A 20,035-nucleotide genomic window follows, 5' to 3' on the forward strand; every position below is an offset into this window, starting at 1 on the left:
ACACTTCCGCACTATTAGATCATCGGAGGCGGCATGTCCGTTCTATCAACGACACTTTCACGTGTGAAACCATCGCCGACCATGACGATGACAGCAATTGCCCAAGACCTAAAGGCGAAAGGCCGCGATATTATTGGCCTATCGGCAGGCGAGCCTGATTTTGACACGCCGCAAAACATCAAAGACGCCGGCATTCGCGCCATCACCGAAGGCAAAACCCGTTATACGGCCGTTGACGGTATCCCAGAATTGAAACAGGCGATCTGCGCCAAATTCAAACGCGACAATGACCTGACCTATTCCGTGGACCAGATCAGCGTCGCATCGGGCGGCAAACAGGTTTTGTATAACGCATTCATGGCCACTCTGAACGCAGGGGACGAAGTCATCATCCCTGCCCCCTATTGGGTGTCCTATCCTGATATGGTCCTGCTGGGCGGCGGCACGCCTGTGGTGGTCGAAACGTCGATGGACAACAGTTTCAAAATCACCGCCGAACAGCTGGAATCCGCGATCACGCCGAAAACCAAATGGTTTTTGTTCAACTCTCCGTCCAACCCATCGGGCGCGGGATATTCGTGGAATGAACTCAAGGCGCTGACCGACGTTCTGATGCGTCATCCACATGTCTACGTCATGACCGACGATATGTATGAACATCTGGTGTTTGACGATTTTGAATTCTGCACCCCCGCACAGGTCGAACCGGCGCTGTATGACCGGACCCTAACAGTGAACGGCGTGTCCAAAGCCTACGCGATGACCGGCTGGCGTATTGGCTACGCAGGCGGGCCAGAGGACATCATCAAAGGCATGCGCAAGGTTCAGTCGCAATCGACGTCGAACCCCTGCACCATCAGCCAATGGGCCGCAGTCGAGGCACTGAACGGCACTCAAGATTACATCGAACCGAACAAGGCGCTGTTTCAGAAACGCCGCGATTTGGTCGTGTCGATGCTGAACGATGCTGCTGGCATCACGTGCCCCACGCCCGAAGGCGCGTTTTACGTCTATCCCGATATTTCGGCCTGCATCGGCAAAACCAGCGCGGGCGGCAAAACCATCACCAACGACGAAGATTTCGCCATCGCCCTGTTAGAAGAGACAGGCGTCGCCGTGGTGTTCGGTGCGGCATTTGGGCTTTCGCCTAACTTTCGGGTCAGCTACGCTACATCGGAAAGCGAACTCACCGACGCCTGCACACGTATCCAAACGTTTTGCGCAGGCCTGAAGTAAACAGGACAGTCCATGACCGAATTGCCAGAATTCTATTTCCGCATCCGCGAAAATGGTGCCGTGGTATTTCGTGTGGATACCGAGAATCGGCAGCGACGGATCGAAATGAACCAGATCGCTGTCGTGAACGTCAAAAACGGCGAAATCAAACCGCATGGCGGCCGCGAATTGCTGCCTGACGAATTTGAAGAGATCAAAACCTGGATGGAAAATCGTATCGCGCTACTGGCCCAGCGCGATATCGATGACATCCACCGCGCTGTTGATTACATGAATATCACCACGCAATGGGTTCAATCCAAAGCAACCGACGACCAGCTAGAGGACGTCACCGACGCCCTATTGCTGGCCATGCACGACCTACGGTCGGTGTTGGTTCGCAAAAAGGCCGACCGCATGTTGGCCGGTCAAAAGACCGAAGACTAAGCGCCGATTTTAACGCCTTTGGTCCAGAAACGGGTCATCAGCGTCAATGCCGCCATCGCCAAACCGACAACCAATCCCAACCACAGCCCGCTTGCGCCCCAGCCGATGACAAAGGCGAAAATGTAGCTCGCTGGCAGACCGATGATCCAATAACTGATCGTCGCCAACCACATCGGGACCGTGGTGTCATGCACACCGCGCAGCAACGATACCGCCACGATTTGCCCCGCATCCACGAATTGAAACAGCGTCGCAAACATCAATAATGTTGCGCCGACCGCAATAACCGCATCGCGATCCGGGTCGTTTACATCCACAAACAGACCGACCAAAAAATCGGGCGCGGATAAGAACGTGATGATGACCAAAACGCCGAATGACAGCGCGATGGTGATAGCGGCCCACGCCGTGCGACGCAGTTCCAATTCGTCTTTGCGTCCATAGGCGCCGCCCGCCCGAATGGTTGCGGCTTGGCTCATGCCGACGTGGAACATAAAGGCCAAAGCCGCCAACTGCAGCGCGATACCGTGGCCCGCCAATTCGATTTCCCCGATCCAGCCCATCATCACGGCGGATGCTGAAAACAGACCGCCTTCAGCGACCGATGTCAGGCCAATGGGGAAACCCATGCGCAAGACTTGAAAAAACGCTTCCCAATCGGGTTTCCAAATGCGCTGAAACAAATGGATTTCAGGCAATTTGGCATGGGCATAAATGCCCAAGACCACCATTGTGCCACCTTCGACAATGACAGATGCGATGGCCGCACCGCGAATACCCATTTCAGGCAGGCCCAGATTACCAAAGATCAAGGTATAGTTCAGCGCCGCGTTCACAATCACGCCGCCCAACGTCACCACCAACAGAACGCCGGTAAAATGCAGCGCAGACAGATAGCTGCGCAAAACCATTGTCAATAGTGCGGGCGCAGTCCCAAAGGCCGCGATACGCAGATATAGCTGCGCCTCGGCGCTAATGATGTGCTCTTGGCCGATCAGGCGGAACAGCGGCCCAGACCACCAGAACAGCGGCATCACCAGCGCGAAATACAAAATCGATAGCCAAAACGCCATTCGGGTAACACGGCGTGCGCGCGTTTCATCCCCCGCCGCATGGGCAGAGGCCACCAGCGGCACAACGGCAAACCCGAAACCTGCGCCCAGCATAAATACGACAAACCAAGCAGAGGTTGCCAATGTAACAGCCGCCAAAGCAGTCACATCATACCAGCCCAACATCATCGTGTCGGTCATATGGATCAGGAACCCTGCGACGCTGCTACCCACCAGCGGCAGGCCCAGTTTGATCAGGGGCAGCATATCGCCGCGTATGGTCATCTTGTTCATCATACTTCGGCCAATACCTGCGAAATGATTTTCTGTCTATATGATCAAATTTTTATCATCTCTGGACAGTGACTTTCCTTACACGCATCATCGCTTTGGCGACACATTAACCGGGGCAAAGTCAGGTTTGCGCGATGATTGATAAACTTGAAATGTTCATTGCCCTGTGTCGCATTCGCCATTTTGGCCGCGCAGCCGAAGAATTGGGTATCACGCAGCCCACCCTGTCGGCCGGTATCAAACAACTAGAGGCACAGCTGGGCGTTCAATTGGTGAACCGTGGATCACGCTTTGGCGGGTTAACGACCGAAGGTGAACGCGCGTTGGAATGGGCCCTGCGCATTGTCAGTGATACGCGCACATTCAAACAGGAAATGCGCAGTTCCAAAAAAGGATTAAGCGGCGAAATCAGGCTGGCGGTCATCCCCACGGCATTGCCGATGGTGGCGGATTTAACAGAAAAATTTTGCGCAAAACATCCAAACGTCCGGTTTTCCATTTTATCCCAATCTTCGGCTGGGATGCAGGCGATGATGGACAACCTGCAAATTGACGGCGGGATCACATATCTGGATCACGCTCTTTTGGGTCGCGTCAAAACCGTTCCCCTGTTCGACGAAGATTACGCCGTGGTCTGCCACAAAGACGCGCCAATCGCCCAACGGGGCCATGTGGATTGGGCTGATTTGGCGTCCGAAAATTTATGTCTTTTGACACCCGATATGCAAAACCGCCAGATCATTGATCAAATGCTGATCTCCGCTGGCGTCACGCCGTCCGCGTCCATTCAAAGCAATTCGACAGTCGTTTTGGCGTCTCATGTGGAAACGGGTCGCTGGGTCACCGTTTTGCCGGTGCATATGGCCGAATTTTTAACAACAGGGCGCCCGATCGTTCAGATCGCGCTAAAAGGATCCCAGAAACAAAGGGTCGGGCTGATCGTGCCCGATCGTGATCCCCTACCGCCGCTTACAAACGCGTTGTTAGGGTTAGCCCATAGTCTTTGAAACGTTCGACCATTATATCGATAACCGCGCTTTCGAAAATTTTGCCCGAAACGGTCATAAAGACATTGCCGACCTTACCTTTGCCTACGCCCGATACGATAATATTGGTCGTCATTTGATCCCTAGACATAGCGACATAAACTATCGCTTTACGCAGCCTATCTTCGGTTTCTAATTTCAGAACGTGGTCGTTACATTCAATCACACGCAGCCCAAACACGGTCTCTCCGGCTTTGGGCGGTCGCGCCTGCAAATTCACGTCTTTGATCGTGTCAAACCCACGTGACGCTTTGCCGCCCAAAATGCGGCTGATCCCATTCCGCACCCGCAAAAGAAAAACAAGGTATTTGGATGACGCTGATGCAGCGATTGACCAAACCTGAAAAGCGGTCATTGGGCCCGGCAATTGTGATCCCATAACAGCCAACATGGATAATTCTTTTTCGTCAGCGACAAGCATGTCTTGCGTTGGATGAAAATGCGGATGCCTGTGTTTCAGCAAGTGTTGGTCTTTTGGTTCCAATTTTTGCCCTCGGCGCATTCGCGCATTAGGTTTCCCACATCCTGTCCACAAGGTTATCCACAGCAACTAAAAAATCAATCCAGAGATTGCCCCTAACGCTGCGTTGCGCCACAATATAGGCCAAACAAGACAGAGCAGCACAAATGTCCGACGATCTTCTTTCCGGCGCAGAGCCAACCGATTACGATGCTTCCTCGATTGAGGTGCTAGAGGGTCTGGAACCCGTTCGCAAACGCCCCGGCATGTATATCGGCGGTACCGATGAACGCGCCCTGCACCACATGGTGGCGGAAATCCTAGACAACTCGATGGACGAAGCGGTCGCTGGCCACGCCAACCGGATCGAGGTTGAACTGCACGAAGACCTGTCCATTTCCGTGCGCGACAACGGCCGCGGCATGCCTGTGGACCCGCACCCGAAATTCCCCGACAAATCCGCGCTAGAGGTTATCCTTACCGTGCTGCACGCGGGCGGTAAATTTTCGAACAAGGCCTATTCAACCTCTGGCGGTTTGAACGGCGTGGGATCGTCCGTTGTGAACGCGCTGTCGGATTCGATGGTCGTTCAGGTGGCCCGCAACAAAGAACTGTATGAACAGCGTTTTTCCCGCGGCAAACCATTGGGCCCGATCGAAGTTATCGGCGCAGCCCCGAACCGCCGCGGCACGACCGTAACATTCCACGCTGACCCCGAAATTTTCGGGTCGCAAAAACTGAAGCCCGCGCGCCTATTCAAAATGGTGCGGTCCAAGGCATATCTGTTTTCGGGCGTAGAAATCCGTTGGAAATCGGCCATCGACGACGGCGAAACCCCGACCCAAGCGTCGTTCCATTTCCCCAACGGTCTGGCGGATTTCTTGAACGAAACGCTCAAAGACGTCAGCGTGTATTCAGACAAACCTTTCGCTGGCAAAGTCAGCTTTGAAGAAAAATTTGGCGTCCCTGGGTCCGTCGAATGGGCTATCAACTGGACGCCGATGCGCGACGGGTCGATCCTGTCCTACACCAACACCGTCCCCACCCCCGAAGGCGGCACGCATGAAACCGGTTTCTGGGCCGCGATTCTGAAAGGCATCCGCGCCTACGGCGAATTGGTGAACAACAAAAAAGCGTCGCAGATCACCCGCGATGACCTGATCACGGGCGGTGTGGCGCTGCTGTCGATCTTTGTCCGCGAACCGTCATTCGTGGGCCAGACCAAAGACCGCCTATCCACCGAAGAGGCGACCAAATGGGTCGAAAATTCGGTCCGTGACCATTTCGACAACTGGCTGGCCGCTGACACCAAATCGGCGGGCGCGATTCTGGATTTCCTTATCCTCCGCGCCGAAGAGCGCCTGCGCCGCCGTCAGGAAAAAGAAACCCAGCGTAAATCGGCGACGAAAAAACTGCGTCTGCCTGGCAAATTGGTGGACTGTTCCGCCTCCAACCGCGCGGGCACCGAATTGTTCATCGTCGAGGGCGACTCGGCGGGCGGGTCTGCGAAAATGGCGCGTGACCGCAAAACGCAGGCGCTGTTGCCGCTGCGCGGTAAAATCCTGAACGTGTTGGGCGCGGCGTCCAGCAAATTGGGATCGAACCAAGAAATCAACGATCTGGCCCAAGCGTTGGGCGTGGGTCTGGGCGCGAAATTCAACATCGACGACCTGCGCTATGACAAAATCATCATCATGACCGATGCGGACGTGGACGGGGCGCACATTGCATCCCTGCTGATGACGTTCTTTTTCACGCAGATGCGCCCGATGATCGATCAGGGCCACCTGTATCTGGCCTGCCCGCCCCTGTTCCGCGTCACCCAAGGCGCCAAACGCGTCTATTGTCTGGACGAGGCGGAAAAGAACGCGGTGCTGGAAAAAGGTCTGGGCGGCAAAGGCCGCATGGATGTGTCCCGATTCAAAGGTCTGGGCGAAATGGACGCCAAAGACCTGAAAGAAACCACCATGGACCCCGCATCCCGCAAACTGATCCGCGTGACGATCGACGAGGACGAACCTGGCGAAACCGGAGATCTGGTCGAACGCCTGATGGGCAAAAAACCAGAGCTACGGTTCCAGTATATTCAGGAAAACGCGCGGTTTGTTGAAGAGTTGGATGTTTGAGCAAACGGGCCGATAGTGCTGAGGCCTATTTTTTAGGTCAGCTATCCAAGCTGACCACACTGACTACTTCGCCGCAGTTGAAAGAATTTCACTCCAGATGGGATTTGGACTTCGGCGACTGTTCTACGTTGAACGTCATTTTCCAAGAACTTGGTGGCGATTGGGATGGTTTGCGAGCGAAGCGCAAGACGAGACTGCAGATTGACGGCTTTTTGCCCCAATTTAACTGCATCATCGAATTTGACGAGAAGCAGCATTTCACTGTTGAGAGAGCTAAGTCGTTAAAGCTCTATCCAGAAAATTTTAGATTTGGCTACGACAGCGCACTCTATCTAACCGAATGCAATCTAAGCGGCGCGAAAAACAGTCAAACCAGAGGAGGGTTCGGGAAGCCGACAAAAGATTTTCCGTTTGAAGGTGGTAGGCACGCGCAACGGGCTTTTTTTGATTGCCTGAAGGATTTGAGTGCAGAACGTTTAGGCTTTCAACCAACCATTAGGATACCTAAATCAGAGTGCTATAGGTTTTCTGAACGTTACGATGTCGAACACTTGCGACTGGTCTTTAAACGGTATGCCAATGTTAACCTATAACACACGCTGAAATGTCAACACCTCACCCGCGCCCTTTGAACGGCGGCGTCTCCGTCAAAGGTGCTGTCGGCGACTTTGCAGCCGGTGACGGTTTCCATCGCATAGATCGAATCTGCGGCGACGCTGATCAGGTTTGGGCGCCAGTCGGGGCCGGTACGGACGGCCTCTATTCGGTTGTCTTTGCGGTAGATGGTGTAGGTGCTGCCGTTCACGTCGATAGACGTGCCTTGGGCCCCCATGAACGCCACGGTGGGGCCTGAACAGGCGGTCAGGCAGGTCAGTTTCAGAACAATCGCGTATTTCATGGACTGAACGTCTCAGAACATGGTTAGCGAATGGTTAAACGGTCATTTGTAATGTTCGCGGCGGTCGCCGAATTTGCGCACGCGTTTGCGCCACGCGGTATAGCTGCCCCGTTTTAGGGATGCGCGCATCAGGTCTTTGACCTGTTTTTCGGACAGGCCAAATTCGGTTTCAATATCGGCAAAGCTGGTGTGATCGGACAGCGCCATTTCGATGATGGCGCTGCGGTCGGCATCGGTCAGGGTGTTGGTCATGGCATCCTTTCTGCGTTGATCCGCAAGATAGGACGCGCAAGGCCAAAGGCACGTTATTCCTGAATGCTTTCTAGGTATCCCGCCAGCGCGTACAGCTCGGCAGGGATCGGCGTGCTGCCGACCATGATGGTTTCGCCCAAGTCGCCATCACCGAATTCAGGCATCGGGTTGTCGTCGCTGCGGTGCAGGCCGTCGATGGTGCTCATGACCGCGTCGCGATCAAACACGCCGCCGTTACGGGCCGCGATTTGGGTCAGGTCGGGGATCGATTTGCCCAAGGCAGCGGCCATGTCGGCGTCGCCTTTGGCGTTCGCGCCGTGGCAGGACGCACAGTTTTCGGCAAATAGCGCCGCGCCGTCCACGGTTTTTTGTTCTACGCAGGCCGCAAGGGCCAGAGTGGCTAACACGATCAAAGCGCGCATGACTGCTCTCCTTTTATTGGGATGATATTCCCACCCTGCCGTGTCTAGGTCCAGTTGAAAAATTGACGAACCATTGGGATAGGCGGAAATCGCGAAGGGGTAGATAGGCCATTTTGCGCCTAACACGGCGTATCCCATCGGTCGTTAGACCAACCGTTAGTTGGTTAGGTTACCACGAGTGAGGGTGCAAAGATGAAGTTCAACAAAATTTCCACCACGAAAATCAAACATTTGATTGGCGGCCGCGATTTGGTCTGGATCGGCCCAAAGGCGTCTGTGGCCGAAGCTTCGGCCTTGATGCTGAAAGAGGATATTGGCGCGCTGGCCGTGGTCGAAGACGACCGTTTGATCGGAATCGTAAGTGAACGTGATATCGTGCGCCGCTGCGTCGCCCGCGAAGGGTTTAGCCCAGAAACCAGCTGGGTGCGTCAGATCATGTCGGCTCCGCCTATTACGATTGACCGCAATATGTCGATCGGCGTTGCGGCGATGGTGATGATCGAAAACGGCATCCGCCATCTGCCTGTCATGCAGCGCGAAAAGGTGCTGGGCATGGTGTCCATCCGCCGCGTCGTCGAAGAATACCGCCGCGGATTGGAAACATCGATACTGGGGATCGCTGCGGAATAATCAGGCGATGATTTGACCTGCGTCCAATTTCACCGTGCGGTCCATTCGCGCGGCCAGTTCCAGATTGTGGGTAGCGATCAATGCAGACAACCCCGTGGACCGCACCAGCGTCATCAAAGCGTCGAACACGCGGTCTGATGTGTCAGGGTCAAGATTGCCGGTCGGTTCATCCGCCAGCAACAGCCGTGGTTTATTAGCCAAGGCGCGGCAGAATGCGACGCGCTGCTGTTCGCCGCCAGATAACGCTGCAGGGCGGTGTTCGGCGCGGTGCGCGACGCCAACCGTATCCATCAGTGCAATCGCTTGGGAGTGTGCATCGGCCTGCGACACGCCGTTCGCCAATTGGGGCAGGATAATATTTTCTGCCGCCGAAAATTCGGGCAGCAGGTGGTGGAACTGATAGATAAACCCGACATCCGCGCGGCGCATTGCGGTGCGTTTGCGGTCGGACAGGTCCGTCACGTCCTGACCTGCGATTTCAACGCGGCCTTCGTCTGCGGTGTCCAACAGACCCGCGATATGCAGCAGGGTGGATTTGCCTGCACCTGATGGCGCGACCAGCGCGACAACTTCGCCCTGCCCCACGGTCAGATCAACGCCGCGCAGAACCTGAACTTCGTTCGGTTTGCCGTGGTTATACCCTTTGCGGATATCAGTCAGAGACAGAGTGTTATTCATAGCGCAAAGCCTCGACCGGGTTCATGCGGGCCGCACGGCGCGCAGGTAGCAGCGTGATTGTCCACGACAGCCCCAAAGACAGCGCCATAGACGCCAAAACGTTTTTCAAATTCAATTCGGCAGGCAGATGGTAAATCCCGCGAATAGACGGATCCCAAACGCCCCCGCCCGAGAAATAGTTGATCATGCTGAAAATCGGATCGATGTAGATCACGAATAAACAACCCAATATCACGCCCATGATCGTGCCAGCGGTGCCAATCGATGCGCCGCAGATGAAAAACACGCGCATAACCGACCCTTCGGTCAGGCCCATGGTGCGCAGAATGCCGATATCGCGGCCTTTGTTTTTGACCAACATAATCAGGCCCGAAATAATGTTCATCGACGCGATCAGAACTAGGATCGCCATCAGCACGAACATCACGTTGTCTTCGACCGTCAGGGCCCGCAGGAACGCGCCCGCACTATCGCGCCAAGTCCAGACCAGACCGCGATCACCTGCTGCCAGCAGGATGTCGCGTAGGTAATCATCGACGGCCTCTGGGTCTTCGACCATGACTTCGATTTCGTCGGCAACGCCGTCTTTGTCGAAAAACAGCTGAGCTTCGGCCATGGGCAGATACACGCGGGTGCGATCAATGTCATAGCGGCCAGCGGTAAAAATATAGACCACGTCATAGGCGCTGACCCGCGGGCTGGTGCCAAACGCGGTGCGTGTGCCGTTGGGCGAAATGATTTTGATTTTATCGCCCAAGGTTACTCCCAATTCACGCGCAACGCCCGACCCGATCGCGATCCCGTTTTCGAACTGAGTGATATCGCCCAGCGATTCTTCGGGTTCGACGATACGGGGGATGGTCATCAGGTCGTCAAAGGTGATGCCGTAGACTTCGACCCCTGCGTTGGCGGATGCGTGGTTGGCCATCACCTGACTGCGGATCAGGGGCGCGGCGCGCGTGACGCCATCAACATCGCGCAGGGCCGCGGCCATTTCATCGGGGTTATCGATCACCCGCGACACGTTCCCGCGTTCATCGGCCACCAGCGTTTGATAAACGGTCACATGCGCGTTTGCGCCCAGAATGGTATCGACGAAATCGGTACGGAACCCCGCGCGGATCGACATTGTCGCGACCAACGCGAACACAGCCAAAGTGATCCCGATCAGGCTGATCCATGTCATCACGCTCACGCCGCCTTCGGCGCGTTTGGCACGCACATAGCGCCAAGCGATCATCCATTCGAACCGCGAAAACGGCGGCGTTGATCCAGGGTTTGACATGACTGCTCCTACGATTTGAGCGGACATTATGACATCCCCCCCAAACGTCAAGCAGCGCAAACCCGCCTAACGTATTGAAAACCTTACACTGTGTAAAAGATACTTTACTCAAAGTATAGAATCAATTACCCAATGTCATATAAACACGACTCGGATTTGGATAAGAGTGATGTCACAAGAGGAAAAATGTACGATCGTTTCGATCATTGTGAACGTGATCGTAAACGGAATGCTGGCAATCAAACTGTTTGGCCTGTGGTCGGACGGCACGTTGCTGGGCCCAAACGGCGCTATGATCTGGGCGAAATCGGCCCTATGGGCGATGGGCATCACGATCGTCGCGACGATCGTTTTGACGGTCCTTTTCATTATCATCATGGCGATCATCACGGACGATACAGATTTCCGAACGGACGAACGGGACAGACTATTCACTAATCGCGGCAATATGGTCGTCATGGTCGCGGGCGGCGCTGGATTTATCACCGCGATGATCATGGTGGCGATGGGATTTGCCCCTGTTTTCGGATTTATCTTGGTTTTCTATTCCTATGCCTTGGGCGATCTGGCAGGAAACCTGCATAAATTCGCATCATACCGAGGATTGATTTAACCCGTGGCCAAAATCCAGATCACCAATACGATCCGCAGGCTGCGGTTTGACGCAGACGAAATGACACAAAAGGCGCTGGCCGAAAAAGTCGGCGTCACGCGGCAAACCATTATCGCGATTGAAAATGCGAAATACGCGCCCACGCTAGAGCTTGCCTTTAAAATCGCGCGGGCGTTCGACAAACCGTTAGAAGACGTTTTCACCTACACCGAATAACGACCTAAACCATTATTATTAAAGAGTATCTGCCATGAAACCCATGACTGCAGCCCCCAACCGGCTTGCCTATTTACTGTTCTTTTTGACTGCTGTTCCGATCATCGTCGGTCTGATGCGCGTGGTTCAGGTTCCCATGGGCGCCGTCCCGACCGAAGGCAGCCACCTGACCGACACGCCCATATCGTTATGGCTGCACAGCTTGGGCGGCGCGGCCTTTGGCATCATAGGGCCGCTGCAATTTACCAACGTGCTGAAACGCCGCTTTGGCCGTTTGCACAAAATTTCGGGATACGTTTTTGTGGTTGCGGGCATAGGGCTGTCGGTTAGCTCTTTGATGTTGTTGCTGACGCATACCGATACAGCGACCGTGATCCTGAATTCCGCTCGTTTTGTCGCCGCCATTGCCGTGATCATCTCTCTGGCAATCGCCATAAGTGCGATTCTACGGCGCAACCTACCCGCCCACCTCGCATGGATGATCCGCGCCTACGCTGTCGGCATGGGCTCTGCGACTGTGGTGTTTTTATTTATCCCCTACTTGCTGATCACAGGGTCCGAGGGATCGGGCTATGCCTCGGACCTATTGTTCATAACGGCATGGGGCATCAACATTGCCATCGCCGAACGGGTTATTCACGGCAAACGGCGGTCTAGTCCTGCGACCTTAGCGCCCCAGCAAAACTGAACGTCACCAACGACAGCGCGATCAACAACCACAGCCCGCCCGCAAGAGACGTCAGTTCCGCCACTGCGCCAATGATGGGCGGGCCCATCAACATCCCCCCATAGGTCAATGTCGCCACACTGGCGATCCCGACACCTGCCGATACGTCAGGGTCGTTCGCGGCGCGGGAAAATGCCAACGGCACAATCATCGCATAGCCCAACCCGAATAGGCAAAAACCGATCAAAGACATCGAAATGTTCGGGGCAAATAGTACCGTCAGGCCACCGCAAAACGCCATCACAGCAGACAACCGCACGGTTCCGACAGGTCCCGCCAATCGGATAATGACGCTACCAGACAACCGCGTCACAACCATCGCCACAGAAAACGCCGTCACAGCCAGCGCCGCCGTCGCCGCATCCGCGCCTTTTAGGTCGTGCATGATCAGGGCGGACCAGTCGATCATCGCCCCTTCGCCCAAGGCTGATGAAAACCCGACAATCCCCACAAACAACAACGCCCCTTTGGGAATGGCGAACAACTGCGCCTTACCCTGTGGCGCGGATTTTTTGCTGTCCCATGGGATGTAAACCAGCGGTCCGCAGATGATCACCATGACGACCAGCGCCAGCCAGAAATGCAACGCGATCCCCATGTCCATCTGCAGCGCCCAATACCCCGACAACGCCCCCAGCGCACCGCCCAAAGAAAAGCTTGCATGAAATCCCGACATAACAGCCCGCTCCATCCGCTTTTCAACTTCGGCGCCCCATGCGTTCATCGCCACATCTTTGGCACCGAACGACGCGCCCAGCGCCAATAGGGTTGCCCCTAACAACCAGACATTCGGCATCAGCGGCAACAACGCAGCGATCACAGTCACGACGCACATGAACATCAATGATGCCAATCGCGCGCCCCAACGATCAACCCAACGTCCCGCAACCGGAAACGCGACAATTGCGCCCCCCGCGATCAACAAAAGCAAAACACCTAACTGACCAGGGCTCAGGTCAAATTTGTCGACAAAGCTGGGAATGCGCGCCGCCCAAAGACCAAAGACGCCACCACTAAAGAAAAACATCGCCATAATGGCGCCCCATGCACGCAAAAGCATGTTTCCGACCTCCCTAAATCGTTACAGATAACCAGAACAGTTTTCCAAAGCGCTTTGCAACGAAAAACGGCCCGCGATGGACACGGGCCGTTTCAAAGGCGGATTTGCGAATTAGTGATTGTGCATCTCTTGGTGCTGCATCTCTTGGTTGGTGCGTTCCAAATCGACAGGGATGACTACCTCGATCTCACCGGCGTGTTCGAACACCAGCGTCACAGGGATTTCCGCGCCTTGTTCAAACGGCTGCGTCAGCCCCATGAACATCACGTGATCCGCGCCACGTTCCAAAATATGTTCGCCGCCCGCAGGAATGGTAAAACCGCCTTCGATGCGGCGCATCTTTGCAATGCCATCTTCCATGATGTGCGTGTGCAGCTCTACACGCGCCGAAACGTCAGATCGGGCATCAATCAGTTGATCATCCTGATCACCACTGTTGTGGATCGTCATGAAAGCCGCGCCAGCAACCGCCGACATACCCGACGCACGGGCATAGGCATCGTGAATTTCGATCATGCTCTCGGCTGCAGCAGAGGACGCAAATAGGGCCGACGCCATTAGGCCGGCAAAAACGGTGGATTTAAACATAGTGTGTACCTTTGTGTTTGGAGTTTTCAGTTATTGAATTTACCCAAACACAGGCGGCCCCCGCGCCGACGCCCGCAAGATGCGCACAAATGCAAGTTCGACATCACTGCCATAGCCATAAGCGATTTTATGGCCCTCGATTGCGCGGCAGGCGGTAGACGGCTGTTCAATGGCGACAATCACGTTCAATGCGCAGTCGGGGCAGATGTGTGGGTGCCCGACCGGTTCCCCATCCGGCCCAACGGGCACTTCGACAGCGGCTTCGCCCAAACACAGAACGGCCAAACCAACGGGCTGCGTTTGACCACGCAATACCGCCATTTGCTGTGATGTCACCATCACCAGCAAAATCAGCATAAACCCTATGATCCGACCCATCGCCATGCATCGCGGCGTAGCAAAATTAGGTGATGGGCGAAAGTGGTCAATTTGCCCCGCCAGTCGCGCGAAACCGCAACAGATAAACTGGGTACCCACAATAGCAACGCGCGAGCCACAGCCCGCGCACCTTTTAACAGCAAAAGCCCAGAGCGATGCTCTGGGCTTTCCTATTCCGGTGATCGAAAGGGGGTGATTAAGCCGAAGCTTTAACAACCTCTTTTTTGATCTTCAAAGCTGCGTTCGACAGCTCAGCGTCTTTTGCTTTCAGCAAGAAAGCGTCCAGACCGCCACGGTGGTCAACAGTACGCAGCGCAGCCGACGAAATGCGGAAACGGAACGAACGGCCCAGAACGTCAGAGGCCAGAGTTACGTCTTGCAGGTTTGGCAGCCAGCGACGGCGAGTTTTGTTTTTTGCGTGGCTTACGTTGTTGCCCGACATCGGGCCTTTGCCAGTCAATTCGCATTTACGCGACATAGGATATTCCTTCGTTATTGTGTCCAGCCACCAGGGCCGGTTATCGGTGATTGTGGGCTAACGCCCGATCGCATCGTGCACCGTGCGCGAAACGAATGGGCAGCCCTTAGTCGGATTCCCCACATCGGTCAAGCTTTTCAGGGTTTACCCCGCCATAAACCCGTCCAACACCTGCGCCGCAGCGCTGGCGGGAGTAATCTCTCCGCGTGACAGCGCGGCCTCTGCCGTTGCCAATTTCGCGGATAATTCCGCATCCGCCGATAGCCGTTCCAGCAACTGCAAACGGACCTCTTCGTGGAACCAATACCGCGCTTGTTCTGCGCGGCGCCCCGCGAAATGACCGTTTTCCTTGCGCCAATCAGCCAGCGCGCAGATTTCACCCCACGCCTGTTCGACGCCCGCGCCTTCATAGGCTGAAACAGTCATCGCTTTGGGGAAATCGCTGGGATCTTGCGGGCGTTTACGCAATAGCCGCAGCGCACCCGCATAATCCGCACACGTCCGCGTTGCCTGAGGTTTCAGATCACCATCCGCTTTGTTCACCAAAATCAGATCGGCGATTTCCATGATGCCGCGTTTCACACCCTGCAATTCATCGCCGCCCGCAGGCGCGAGCAGCAGCGTGAAGATATCGCACATTTCGGCAACCATGGTCTCTGACTGACCAACGCCCACGGTTTCAATCAGAACCACGTCGAAACCAGCAGCTTCGCACAATGCGACGGCTTCGCGTGTTCGGCGGGCAACGCCGCCCATTTGCGCCTGCGACGGGGACGGACGGATAAAAGCGTTGGGATCACGAGACAAATGCTCCATCCGCGTTTTGTCGCCCAAGATGGACCCACCCGACCGCGCCGATGACGGATCAACCGCCAATACAGCAACGCGCAGGCCCTGCCCTGTCAAAAACAGGCCAAAGGTTTCGATAAACGTGGATTTGCCAACGCCCGGCGTGCCCGACAGCCCGATGCGCAACGCCTGACGATCCGATCCCAGCGCGTCGATCAATTCCAGCGCCTGCTGGCGGTGATCTGCACGGCCGCTTTCGACCAAAGTGATGGCACGGGCCAGCGCACGGCGTTCACCGTTTTTCAGCGCGGCAGCGGTAGCGGGAATGTCGATCTTACGGCTCATGGCACCTTCTTAACGTGTGTTTGGGTTCTGTCCAGCGCGACAGGGTGTCACCTATCGGCTTGACCCTGCGCGCGTTCCGCACAGATTGGGCGTATGAGCGCGCTACCACAGACATTTATCGACTGGTTCACAGGCCAAGGTTGGGACATCCACCCCCACCAAAGCGCTATGTTCGACCGCAAGGATGCCGCCGCATTGGTCCTGATCGCACCGACGGGCGGCGGCAAAACTTTGGCGGGGTTTCTGCCTACACTGGTCGAATTGGCCGATGGCGCACACAAAGGCCTGCATACGATCTATGTTTCCCCGCTCAAGGCATTGGCCGCGGACATCCGACGCAACTTGACCCGCCCCGTTCAGGAAATGGACCTGCCCATACGGATCGAGGACCGCACAGGCGACACGTCATATACCCAAAAACGCCGCCAGCGCGTCGACCCGCCCCATATCCTACTGACCACCCCAGAAAGCCTTGCCCTACTGACATCATACGAAGACGCGCCGCGCATGTTCGCAGGTGTCAGCCGCATCATCGTTGATGAAATCCATGCGCTCAGCGAAAGCAAGCGCGGCGATCAGCTGATGCTGGCCGTTTCCCGCCTGCAAGCGATGGCGCCCAACCTGCGCCGCGTTGGGCTATCCGCGACAGTTGACGACCCCGACGCAATTGGCCGCGAATTGGCGCACAGCGGCACGGCCTGTGACATTATCCATGCCGATCCCGGCCCCGCGCCTGACATTTCGATGCTGGTCACCGATACCCCGCCGCCTTGGGCGGGCGGCGGGGCGAAATATGCGATCCCTGCAGTGCTGGAACAGGTCAAGAAACACAAAACCACCCTGATTTTTCACAACACCCGCGCGCAGGCCGAAATCTTTTTCCATAATCTATGGCTGGAAAACACCGACGACCTGCCCATCGGCATTCACCACGGATCGCTATCGCGCGACCAACGCGAAGCGGTCGAGGCCGCCATGACACGCGGCGCGCTGCGCGCGGTCGTGTGCACGGGCAGTTTGGATTTGGGGATCGACTGGGGCGATGTCGATTTGGTGATTCAAGTCGGCGCGCCCAAAAACGTCAAACGGTTGGTCCAGCGGATCGGCCGCGCGAACCACCGCTACAACGCCCCGTCCAAGGCGATGCTGGTCCCCGCTAACAGGTTCGAAGTGATCGAATGCCAAGCCGCCATCGACGCCGCCCTAGCGGGTGATCTGGATGAAACGCGCAAAAACAGCGGGCCGCGCGATGTGTTGTGCCAGCACATCCTAATCCGCGCCTGCGCCGGCCCGTTTGATGAAACCGACCTGCTGGACGAAATTCGCAGCGTTGGGGCCTATGCTGATCTGACCCGCGCCGAATTCGATGACTGTCTGGATTTTGTGGCGACGGGCGGCTACGCCCTGCGCGCCTATGACAAATGGCAGCGCCTGATGCAGCGACCCGACGGTCAATGGCAGCTGCGCGATCCACGATCAGCCGCGCGGATACGCATGAACATCGGAACGATTCAGGACACCGATACGCTCAAGGTGCGGATGCGCGGCGCGGGCAAACCGTTGGGCGAGGTCGAAGAAGGCTTTGCCAGCACGCTGACCGCAGGCGATACATTCCTGATCGGCGGCAAAATCGTGCGGTATCAGGGCATCCGCGATCTGGTGGTCGAGGTCACGAAATCCCAATCCCAAACGCCCAAGGTGGCGACATTCAACGGGACGAAATTCGCGACCTCGACACAGTTGTCGGACCGTATTTTATCGATGTTCGCTATGGGCGCGTGGCCGGACCTGCCCGACCACACCGCAGACTGGCTGACCCTGCAACGCGAGGTGTCCAAACTGCCCGAACGCGACCGCATTTTGGTGGAAACCTTTCCCAATGACAGCCGCCACTACACCTGTGTCTACGGGTTCGCGGGCCGCAATGCGCAGCAAACGCTGGGCCTGATCCTGTCGCAACGGATGGAACAGGCGGGGCTGGACCCGCTGGGGTTTGTGTCAACCGACTATGCGACCCTGCTGTGGGGGCTGGAACCCGTCACCGACCCTCAGGCCCTGTTGCGCCCCGATGGGCTGCGCGATGGGCTGGATGAATGGCTGGCGGGCAACATGGTGATGAAACGCACGTTCCGCACCGCCGCCAACATCGCCATGCTGACCGAACGCAACAGCCCCGGAACGCGCAAATCGGGCAAACAGGTCACGTTTTCATCGGACATTCTGTACGACACGTTGCTACGGTACGACCCCGACCACTTGATGATGCGGATCACGCGGATCGAGGCGATGCAGGGTCTGGTCGATTTTTCACGGATCGAGGATATGCTCACCCGCACAGGCGGCGCGATTGATCACGTCGCGCTGGACCGCCTGCCCCCCTTGGCCGCGCCAATGCTGCTAGAGGTCGGGAAAATCCCCGTCATCGGTTCGGGCCGTGATAGGCTAGAGGCAGAAAAGGCCGCCGAATTGATGCAAAAGGCTGGTCTGAAATCCCAATAGCGGGGGTTGACCCTGCGTGCGTCGAAGGCCAAAGAAACGCCCATGACGACCCATGTTTTTACCTTTTGCGACACTGAATTGACCGCTCTGCCATCGGGTGGATTATGGATGGCTGCGGACCAAACTCTGATCGTATCCGACCTGCACCTGTGCAAATCAGAACGTTTCGCACGCAAAGGCCGCGCATTACTGCCGCCCTATGAAACGCGCGACACGCTGACCCGTCTGGATCAGGACATCACCAATCTGACCCCCGCCCGCGTGATCTGTTTGGGCGATAGTTTCGATGACGTCGAAGCTATCGAACACATGGGCGATGCAGAAAAACTGTGGCTTGCGCGGATGCAGGCAGGGCGCGAATGGATCTGGATCGCGGGCAACCACGATGCGGGGCCTGTTGAATTGGGCGGGGAATATGTGCTGGAAACACGGGTTGGGAACCTGACATTCCGCCACATCGCCGAAGATACAACCGACGCTGGCGAGGTATCAGGCCACTACCACCCCAAACACAGCATCACAGGCGCCCCGCGCCCCTGTTTCGTCTATGATGATCACCGTTTGATTATGCCTGCCTATGGCACCTACACAGGCGGTATTCCGGCGACCAAAGATCCCATTCGGCCTTTGTTTGACGAACGTGCCTTTGCGATCGTTACTGGGCGGCAATGTCTAGCCGTTCCTTTGTGATATTCACGTTCTGCGGTGACAACGCCAACACGCCATCCCGATAGCTGCGTGATACTGGCACCAGATCACCCGTTTTCAGAACCAGATATTCGCGGCCTGATTTTCGACCGAACCCGTCAATCGCGGCTTCATTGACCCAATGGCTGCGGTGGACTCTTAGACCTTTGTAATCATCCAGTTCAGCAATCGCATCGGCCATCCGAATTAGAACGCGTTCGCTTTGTCCGTTTGAATATCCCGCAACCACGTAGTGGTCATCACTGCTAAGGTACATCAGGTCAGCATCGCCGCGTTCAACAAGCCGGTCAAACAAACGCGGTTGCGATTTGATGTCCTGCCCTGTGGAAAGCAGCCCCAAACCAGCCGTGATTGAATGACGCACAAAAGCGACAGTGATCGCGATTGCAAACACCTTTAGGATAAACAGAGGACTGTTCTGCCAGATCGAATCTGTTTCCTGATCGCGCAAAAACAACACCCAAGCCGCGCCGCTGATAATCGGGCTGAATAGGGTGAAAACAACCAGTTCGCGGACAATGAAATGTTTGATCCGATCCGCAAAAAAACGGCGCAGCGTATACACTACAGACATCGATAGCGCGACGACAATGCCCCAGGCGAACAGGCGACGCCCAAAGCTAAAATCGCTATAGGTATCAAAAGGGCCCAAAATGGCCAGTAACACGGTTAAACCGGTTCCGATACCCATAAACAATATGGCTAAATTCGGTTCTTGACGATCCATTGGCTGTAACTCGAACGGTTTGGCTAGGGATGATCAAACAAAAGACAACAGGGCAACAAACACGTCCCAATTGTCGCAATTAAACTTACGATTGTGAACCGT

24 protein-coding genes are annotated in these 20,035 nt (G+C 55.9%); 11 read left to right on the plus strand and 13 right to left on the minus strand.

From position 1 onward, the window contains the following. Positions 1 to 33: 33 nt before the first annotated feature. Positions 34 to 1,236 (plus strand): pyridoxal phosphate-dependent aminotransferase, encoded by a 1,203-nt coding sequence (locus tag ACXAGA_RS01490; protein WP_475115751.1) that lies wholly within the window; start codon positions 34 to 36, stop codon positions 1,234 to 1,236. A gap of 12 nt (positions 1,237 to 1,248) precedes the next feature. Then, positions 1,249 to 1,662, plus strand: coding sequence for a hypothetical protein (locus tag ACXAGA_RS01495; protein ID WP_475115752.1), 414 nt, complete (start codon positions 1,249 to 1,251; stop codon positions 1,660 to 1,662). Here ACXAGA_RS01495 and ACXAGA_RS01500 read toward each other — a convergent pair. Continuing rightward, entirely contained in the window at positions 1,659 to 3,011 is a 1,353-nt protein-coding gene (locus ACXAGA_RS01500) for an MATE family efflux transporter (protein ID WP_475115753.1), read from the minus strand. The two genes, ACXAGA_RS01495 and ACXAGA_RS01500, sit on opposite strands and share 4 nt — an antisense overlap. Before the next feature lie 131 nt (positions 3,012 to 3,142). Here ACXAGA_RS01500 and ACXAGA_RS01505 point away from each other — a divergent pair, with 131 nt between their 5' ends. Beyond that, positions 3,143 to 4,015 carry a LysR family transcriptional regulator gene (locus ACXAGA_RS01505; protein WP_475115754.1) on the plus strand — a complete coding sequence of 291 codons (873 nt, stop codon included), beginning with the start codon at positions 3,143 to 3,145 and terminating at the stop codon, positions 4,013 to 4,015. On the opposite strand, the gene ACXAGA_RS01510 is transcribed toward ACXAGA_RS01505, so the two are convergent. Next, complete coding sequence (locus ACXAGA_RS01510) at positions 3,978 to 4,517, minus strand: hypothetical protein (protein WP_475115755.1); 540 nt, start codon at positions 4,515 to 4,517, stop codon at positions 3,978 to 3,980. The genes ACXAGA_RS01505 and ACXAGA_RS01510 overlap by 38 nt on opposite strands. A gap of 164 nt (positions 4,518 to 4,681) precedes the next feature. Between ACXAGA_RS01510 and parE the strand changes: the two genes are divergently transcribed. Both parE and ACXAGA_RS01520 read left to right on the plus strand, forming a co-directional pair. Next, positions 4,682 to 6,640 (plus strand): DNA topoisomerase IV subunit B, encoded by a 1,959-nt coding sequence (parE, locus tag ACXAGA_RS01515; protein WP_475115756.1) that lies wholly within the window; start codon positions 4,682 to 4,684, stop codon positions 6,638 to 6,640. Beyond that, positions 6,637 to 7,233 carry a hypothetical protein gene (locus ACXAGA_RS01520; protein WP_475115757.1) on the plus strand — a complete coding sequence of 199 codons (597 nt, stop codon included), beginning with the start codon at positions 6,637 to 6,639 and terminating at the stop codon, positions 7,231 to 7,233. The genes parE and ACXAGA_RS01520 overlap by 4 nt, the downstream gene beginning before the upstream one ends. A 14-nt stretch (positions 7,234 to 7,247) precedes the next feature. On the opposite strand, the gene ACXAGA_RS01525 is transcribed toward ACXAGA_RS01520, so the two are convergent. Genes ACXAGA_RS01525 through ACXAGA_RS01535 form a run of 3 tightly spaced genes read right to left on the minus strand, consistent with a single transcriptional unit; the run spans position 7,248 to position 8,212 of the window. Further along, complete coding sequence (locus tag ACXAGA_RS01525) at positions 7,248 to 7,538, minus strand: hypothetical protein (protein WP_475115758.1); 291 nt, start codon at positions 7,536 to 7,538, stop codon at positions 7,248 to 7,250. Between the two features lie 42 nt (positions 7,539 to 7,580). Beyond that, positions 7,581 to 7,790, minus strand: a complete 210-nt coding sequence (locus ACXAGA_RS01530) for a TIGR03643 family protein (protein WP_475115759.1) — start codon at positions 7,788 to 7,790, stop codon at positions 7,581 to 7,583. Between the two features lie 53 nt (positions 7,791 to 7,843). Then, positions 7,844 to 8,212 carry a c-type cytochrome gene (locus ACXAGA_RS01535; RefSeq protein WP_475115760.1) on the minus strand — a complete coding sequence of 123 codons (369 nt, stop codon included), beginning with the start codon at positions 8,210 to 8,212 and terminating at the stop codon, positions 7,844 to 7,846. Between the two features lie 192 nt (positions 8,213 to 8,404). Here ACXAGA_RS01535 and ACXAGA_RS01540 point away from each other — a divergent pair, with 192 nt between their 5' ends. Beyond that, positions 8,405 to 8,842, plus strand: coding sequence for a CBS domain-containing protein (locus tag ACXAGA_RS01540; protein WP_475115761.1), 438 nt, complete (start codon positions 8,405 to 8,407; stop codon positions 8,840 to 8,842). Here the strand turns inward: ACXAGA_RS01540 and ACXAGA_RS01545 are convergent, their stop codons facing one another. Together ACXAGA_RS01545 and ACXAGA_RS01550 are read right to left on the minus strand one after the other, a co-directional pair. Then, positions 8,843 to 9,520, minus strand: a complete 678-nt coding sequence (locus ACXAGA_RS01545) for an ABC transporter ATP-binding protein (RefSeq protein ID WP_475115762.1) — start codon at positions 9,518 to 9,520, stop codon at positions 8,843 to 8,845. Beyond that, positions 9,513 to 10,805 carry an ABC transporter permease gene (locus ACXAGA_RS01550; RefSeq protein WP_475115763.1) on the minus strand — a complete coding sequence of 431 codons (1,293 nt, stop codon included), beginning with the start codon at positions 10,803 to 10,805 and terminating at the stop codon, positions 9,513 to 9,515. The genes ACXAGA_RS01545 and ACXAGA_RS01550 overlap by 8 nt, the downstream gene beginning before the upstream one ends. A 169-nt stretch (positions 10,806 to 10,974) precedes the next feature. Between ACXAGA_RS01550 and ACXAGA_RS01555 the strand changes: the two genes are divergently transcribed. The 3 genes from ACXAGA_RS01555 to ACXAGA_RS01565 are packed head-to-tail and all read left to right on the plus strand — an operon-like array spanning position 10,975 to position 12,322. Beyond that, the gene (locus ACXAGA_RS01555) at positions 10,975 to 11,418 is read left to right on the plus strand and encodes a hypothetical protein (RefSeq protein WP_475115764.1); all 444 of its coding nucleotides are present in this window, start codon (positions 10,975 to 10,977) and stop codon (positions 11,416 to 11,418) included. A 3-nt stretch (positions 11,419 to 11,421) separates the two neighbouring features. After that, positions 11,422 to 11,634: a helix-turn-helix transcriptional regulator gene (locus ACXAGA_RS01560; protein ID WP_475115765.1), complete on the plus strand. Its 213-nt coding sequence runs from the start codon at positions 11,422 to 11,424 to the stop codon at positions 11,632 to 11,634. A gap of 34 nt (positions 11,635 to 11,668) precedes the next feature. Beyond that, the gene (locus tag ACXAGA_RS01565) at positions 11,669 to 12,322 is read left to right on the plus strand and encodes a DUF2306 domain-containing protein (RefSeq protein ID WP_475115766.1); all 654 of its coding nucleotides are present in this window, start codon (positions 11,669 to 11,671) and stop codon (positions 12,320 to 12,322) included. Here ACXAGA_RS01565 and ACXAGA_RS01570 read toward each other — a convergent pair. The 5 genes from ACXAGA_RS01570 to meaB all read right to left on the minus strand — a co-directional run bounded on the left by ACXAGA_RS01570 (position 12,288) and on the right by meaB (position 15,999). Next, entirely contained in the window at positions 12,288 to 13,421 is a 1,134-nt protein-coding gene (locus tag ACXAGA_RS01570; protein ID WP_475115767.1) for an MFS transporter, read from the minus strand. The genes ACXAGA_RS01565 and ACXAGA_RS01570 overlap by 35 nt on opposite strands. Before the next feature lie 111 nt (positions 13,422 to 13,532). Continuing rightward, on the minus strand, positions 13,533 to 14,009 hold the full coding sequence (locus ACXAGA_RS01575; RefSeq protein ID WP_475115768.1) for a copper chaperone PCu(A)C: 477 nt from the start codon (positions 14,007 to 14,009) through the stop codon (positions 13,533 to 13,535). 39 nt (positions 14,010 to 14,048) lie between these two features. Continuing rightward, on the minus strand, positions 14,049 to 14,366 hold the full coding sequence (locus ACXAGA_RS01580; RefSeq protein WP_475115769.1) for a hypothetical protein: 318 nt from the start codon (positions 14,364 to 14,366) through the stop codon (positions 14,049 to 14,051). Positions 14,367 to 14,583: 217 nt separating this feature from the next. After that, positions 14,584 to 14,865 (minus strand): 50S ribosomal protein L28, encoded by a 282-nt coding sequence (rpmB, locus tag ACXAGA_RS01585; protein WP_086451719.1) that lies wholly within the window; start codon positions 14,863 to 14,865, stop codon positions 14,584 to 14,586. 144 nt (positions 14,866 to 15,009) lie between these two features. Next, positions 15,010 to 15,999: a methylmalonyl Co-A mutase-associated GTPase MeaB gene (gene meaB / locus ACXAGA_RS01590; RefSeq protein ID WP_475115770.1), complete on the minus strand. Its 990-nt coding sequence runs from the start codon at positions 15,997 to 15,999 to the stop codon at positions 15,010 to 15,012. A 93-nt stretch (positions 16,000 to 16,092) separates the two neighbouring features. Between meaB and ACXAGA_RS01595 the strand changes: the two genes are divergently transcribed. Next, entirely contained in the window at positions 16,093 to 18,498 is a 2,406-nt protein-coding gene (locus ACXAGA_RS01595; RefSeq protein WP_475115771.1) for a ligase-associated DNA damage response DEXH box helicase, read from the plus strand. Positions 18,499 to 18,540: 42 nt separating this feature from the next. Further along, complete coding sequence (pdeM, locus tag ACXAGA_RS01600) at positions 18,541 to 19,188, plus strand: ligase-associated DNA damage response endonuclease PdeM (protein WP_475115772.1); 648 nt, start codon at positions 18,541 to 18,543, stop codon at positions 19,186 to 19,188. On the opposite strand, the gene ACXAGA_RS01605 is transcribed toward pdeM, so the two are convergent. Further along, entirely contained in the window at positions 19,154 to 19,933 is a 780-nt protein-coding gene (locus ACXAGA_RS01605; protein ID WP_475115773.1) for a LytTR family DNA-binding domain-containing protein, read from the minus strand. The genes pdeM and ACXAGA_RS01605 overlap by 35 nt on opposite strands. Between the last annotated feature and the right edge of the window lie 102 nt (positions 19,934 to 20,035).

Source organism: Marivivens sp. ABH4_498, assembly GCF_056160585.1.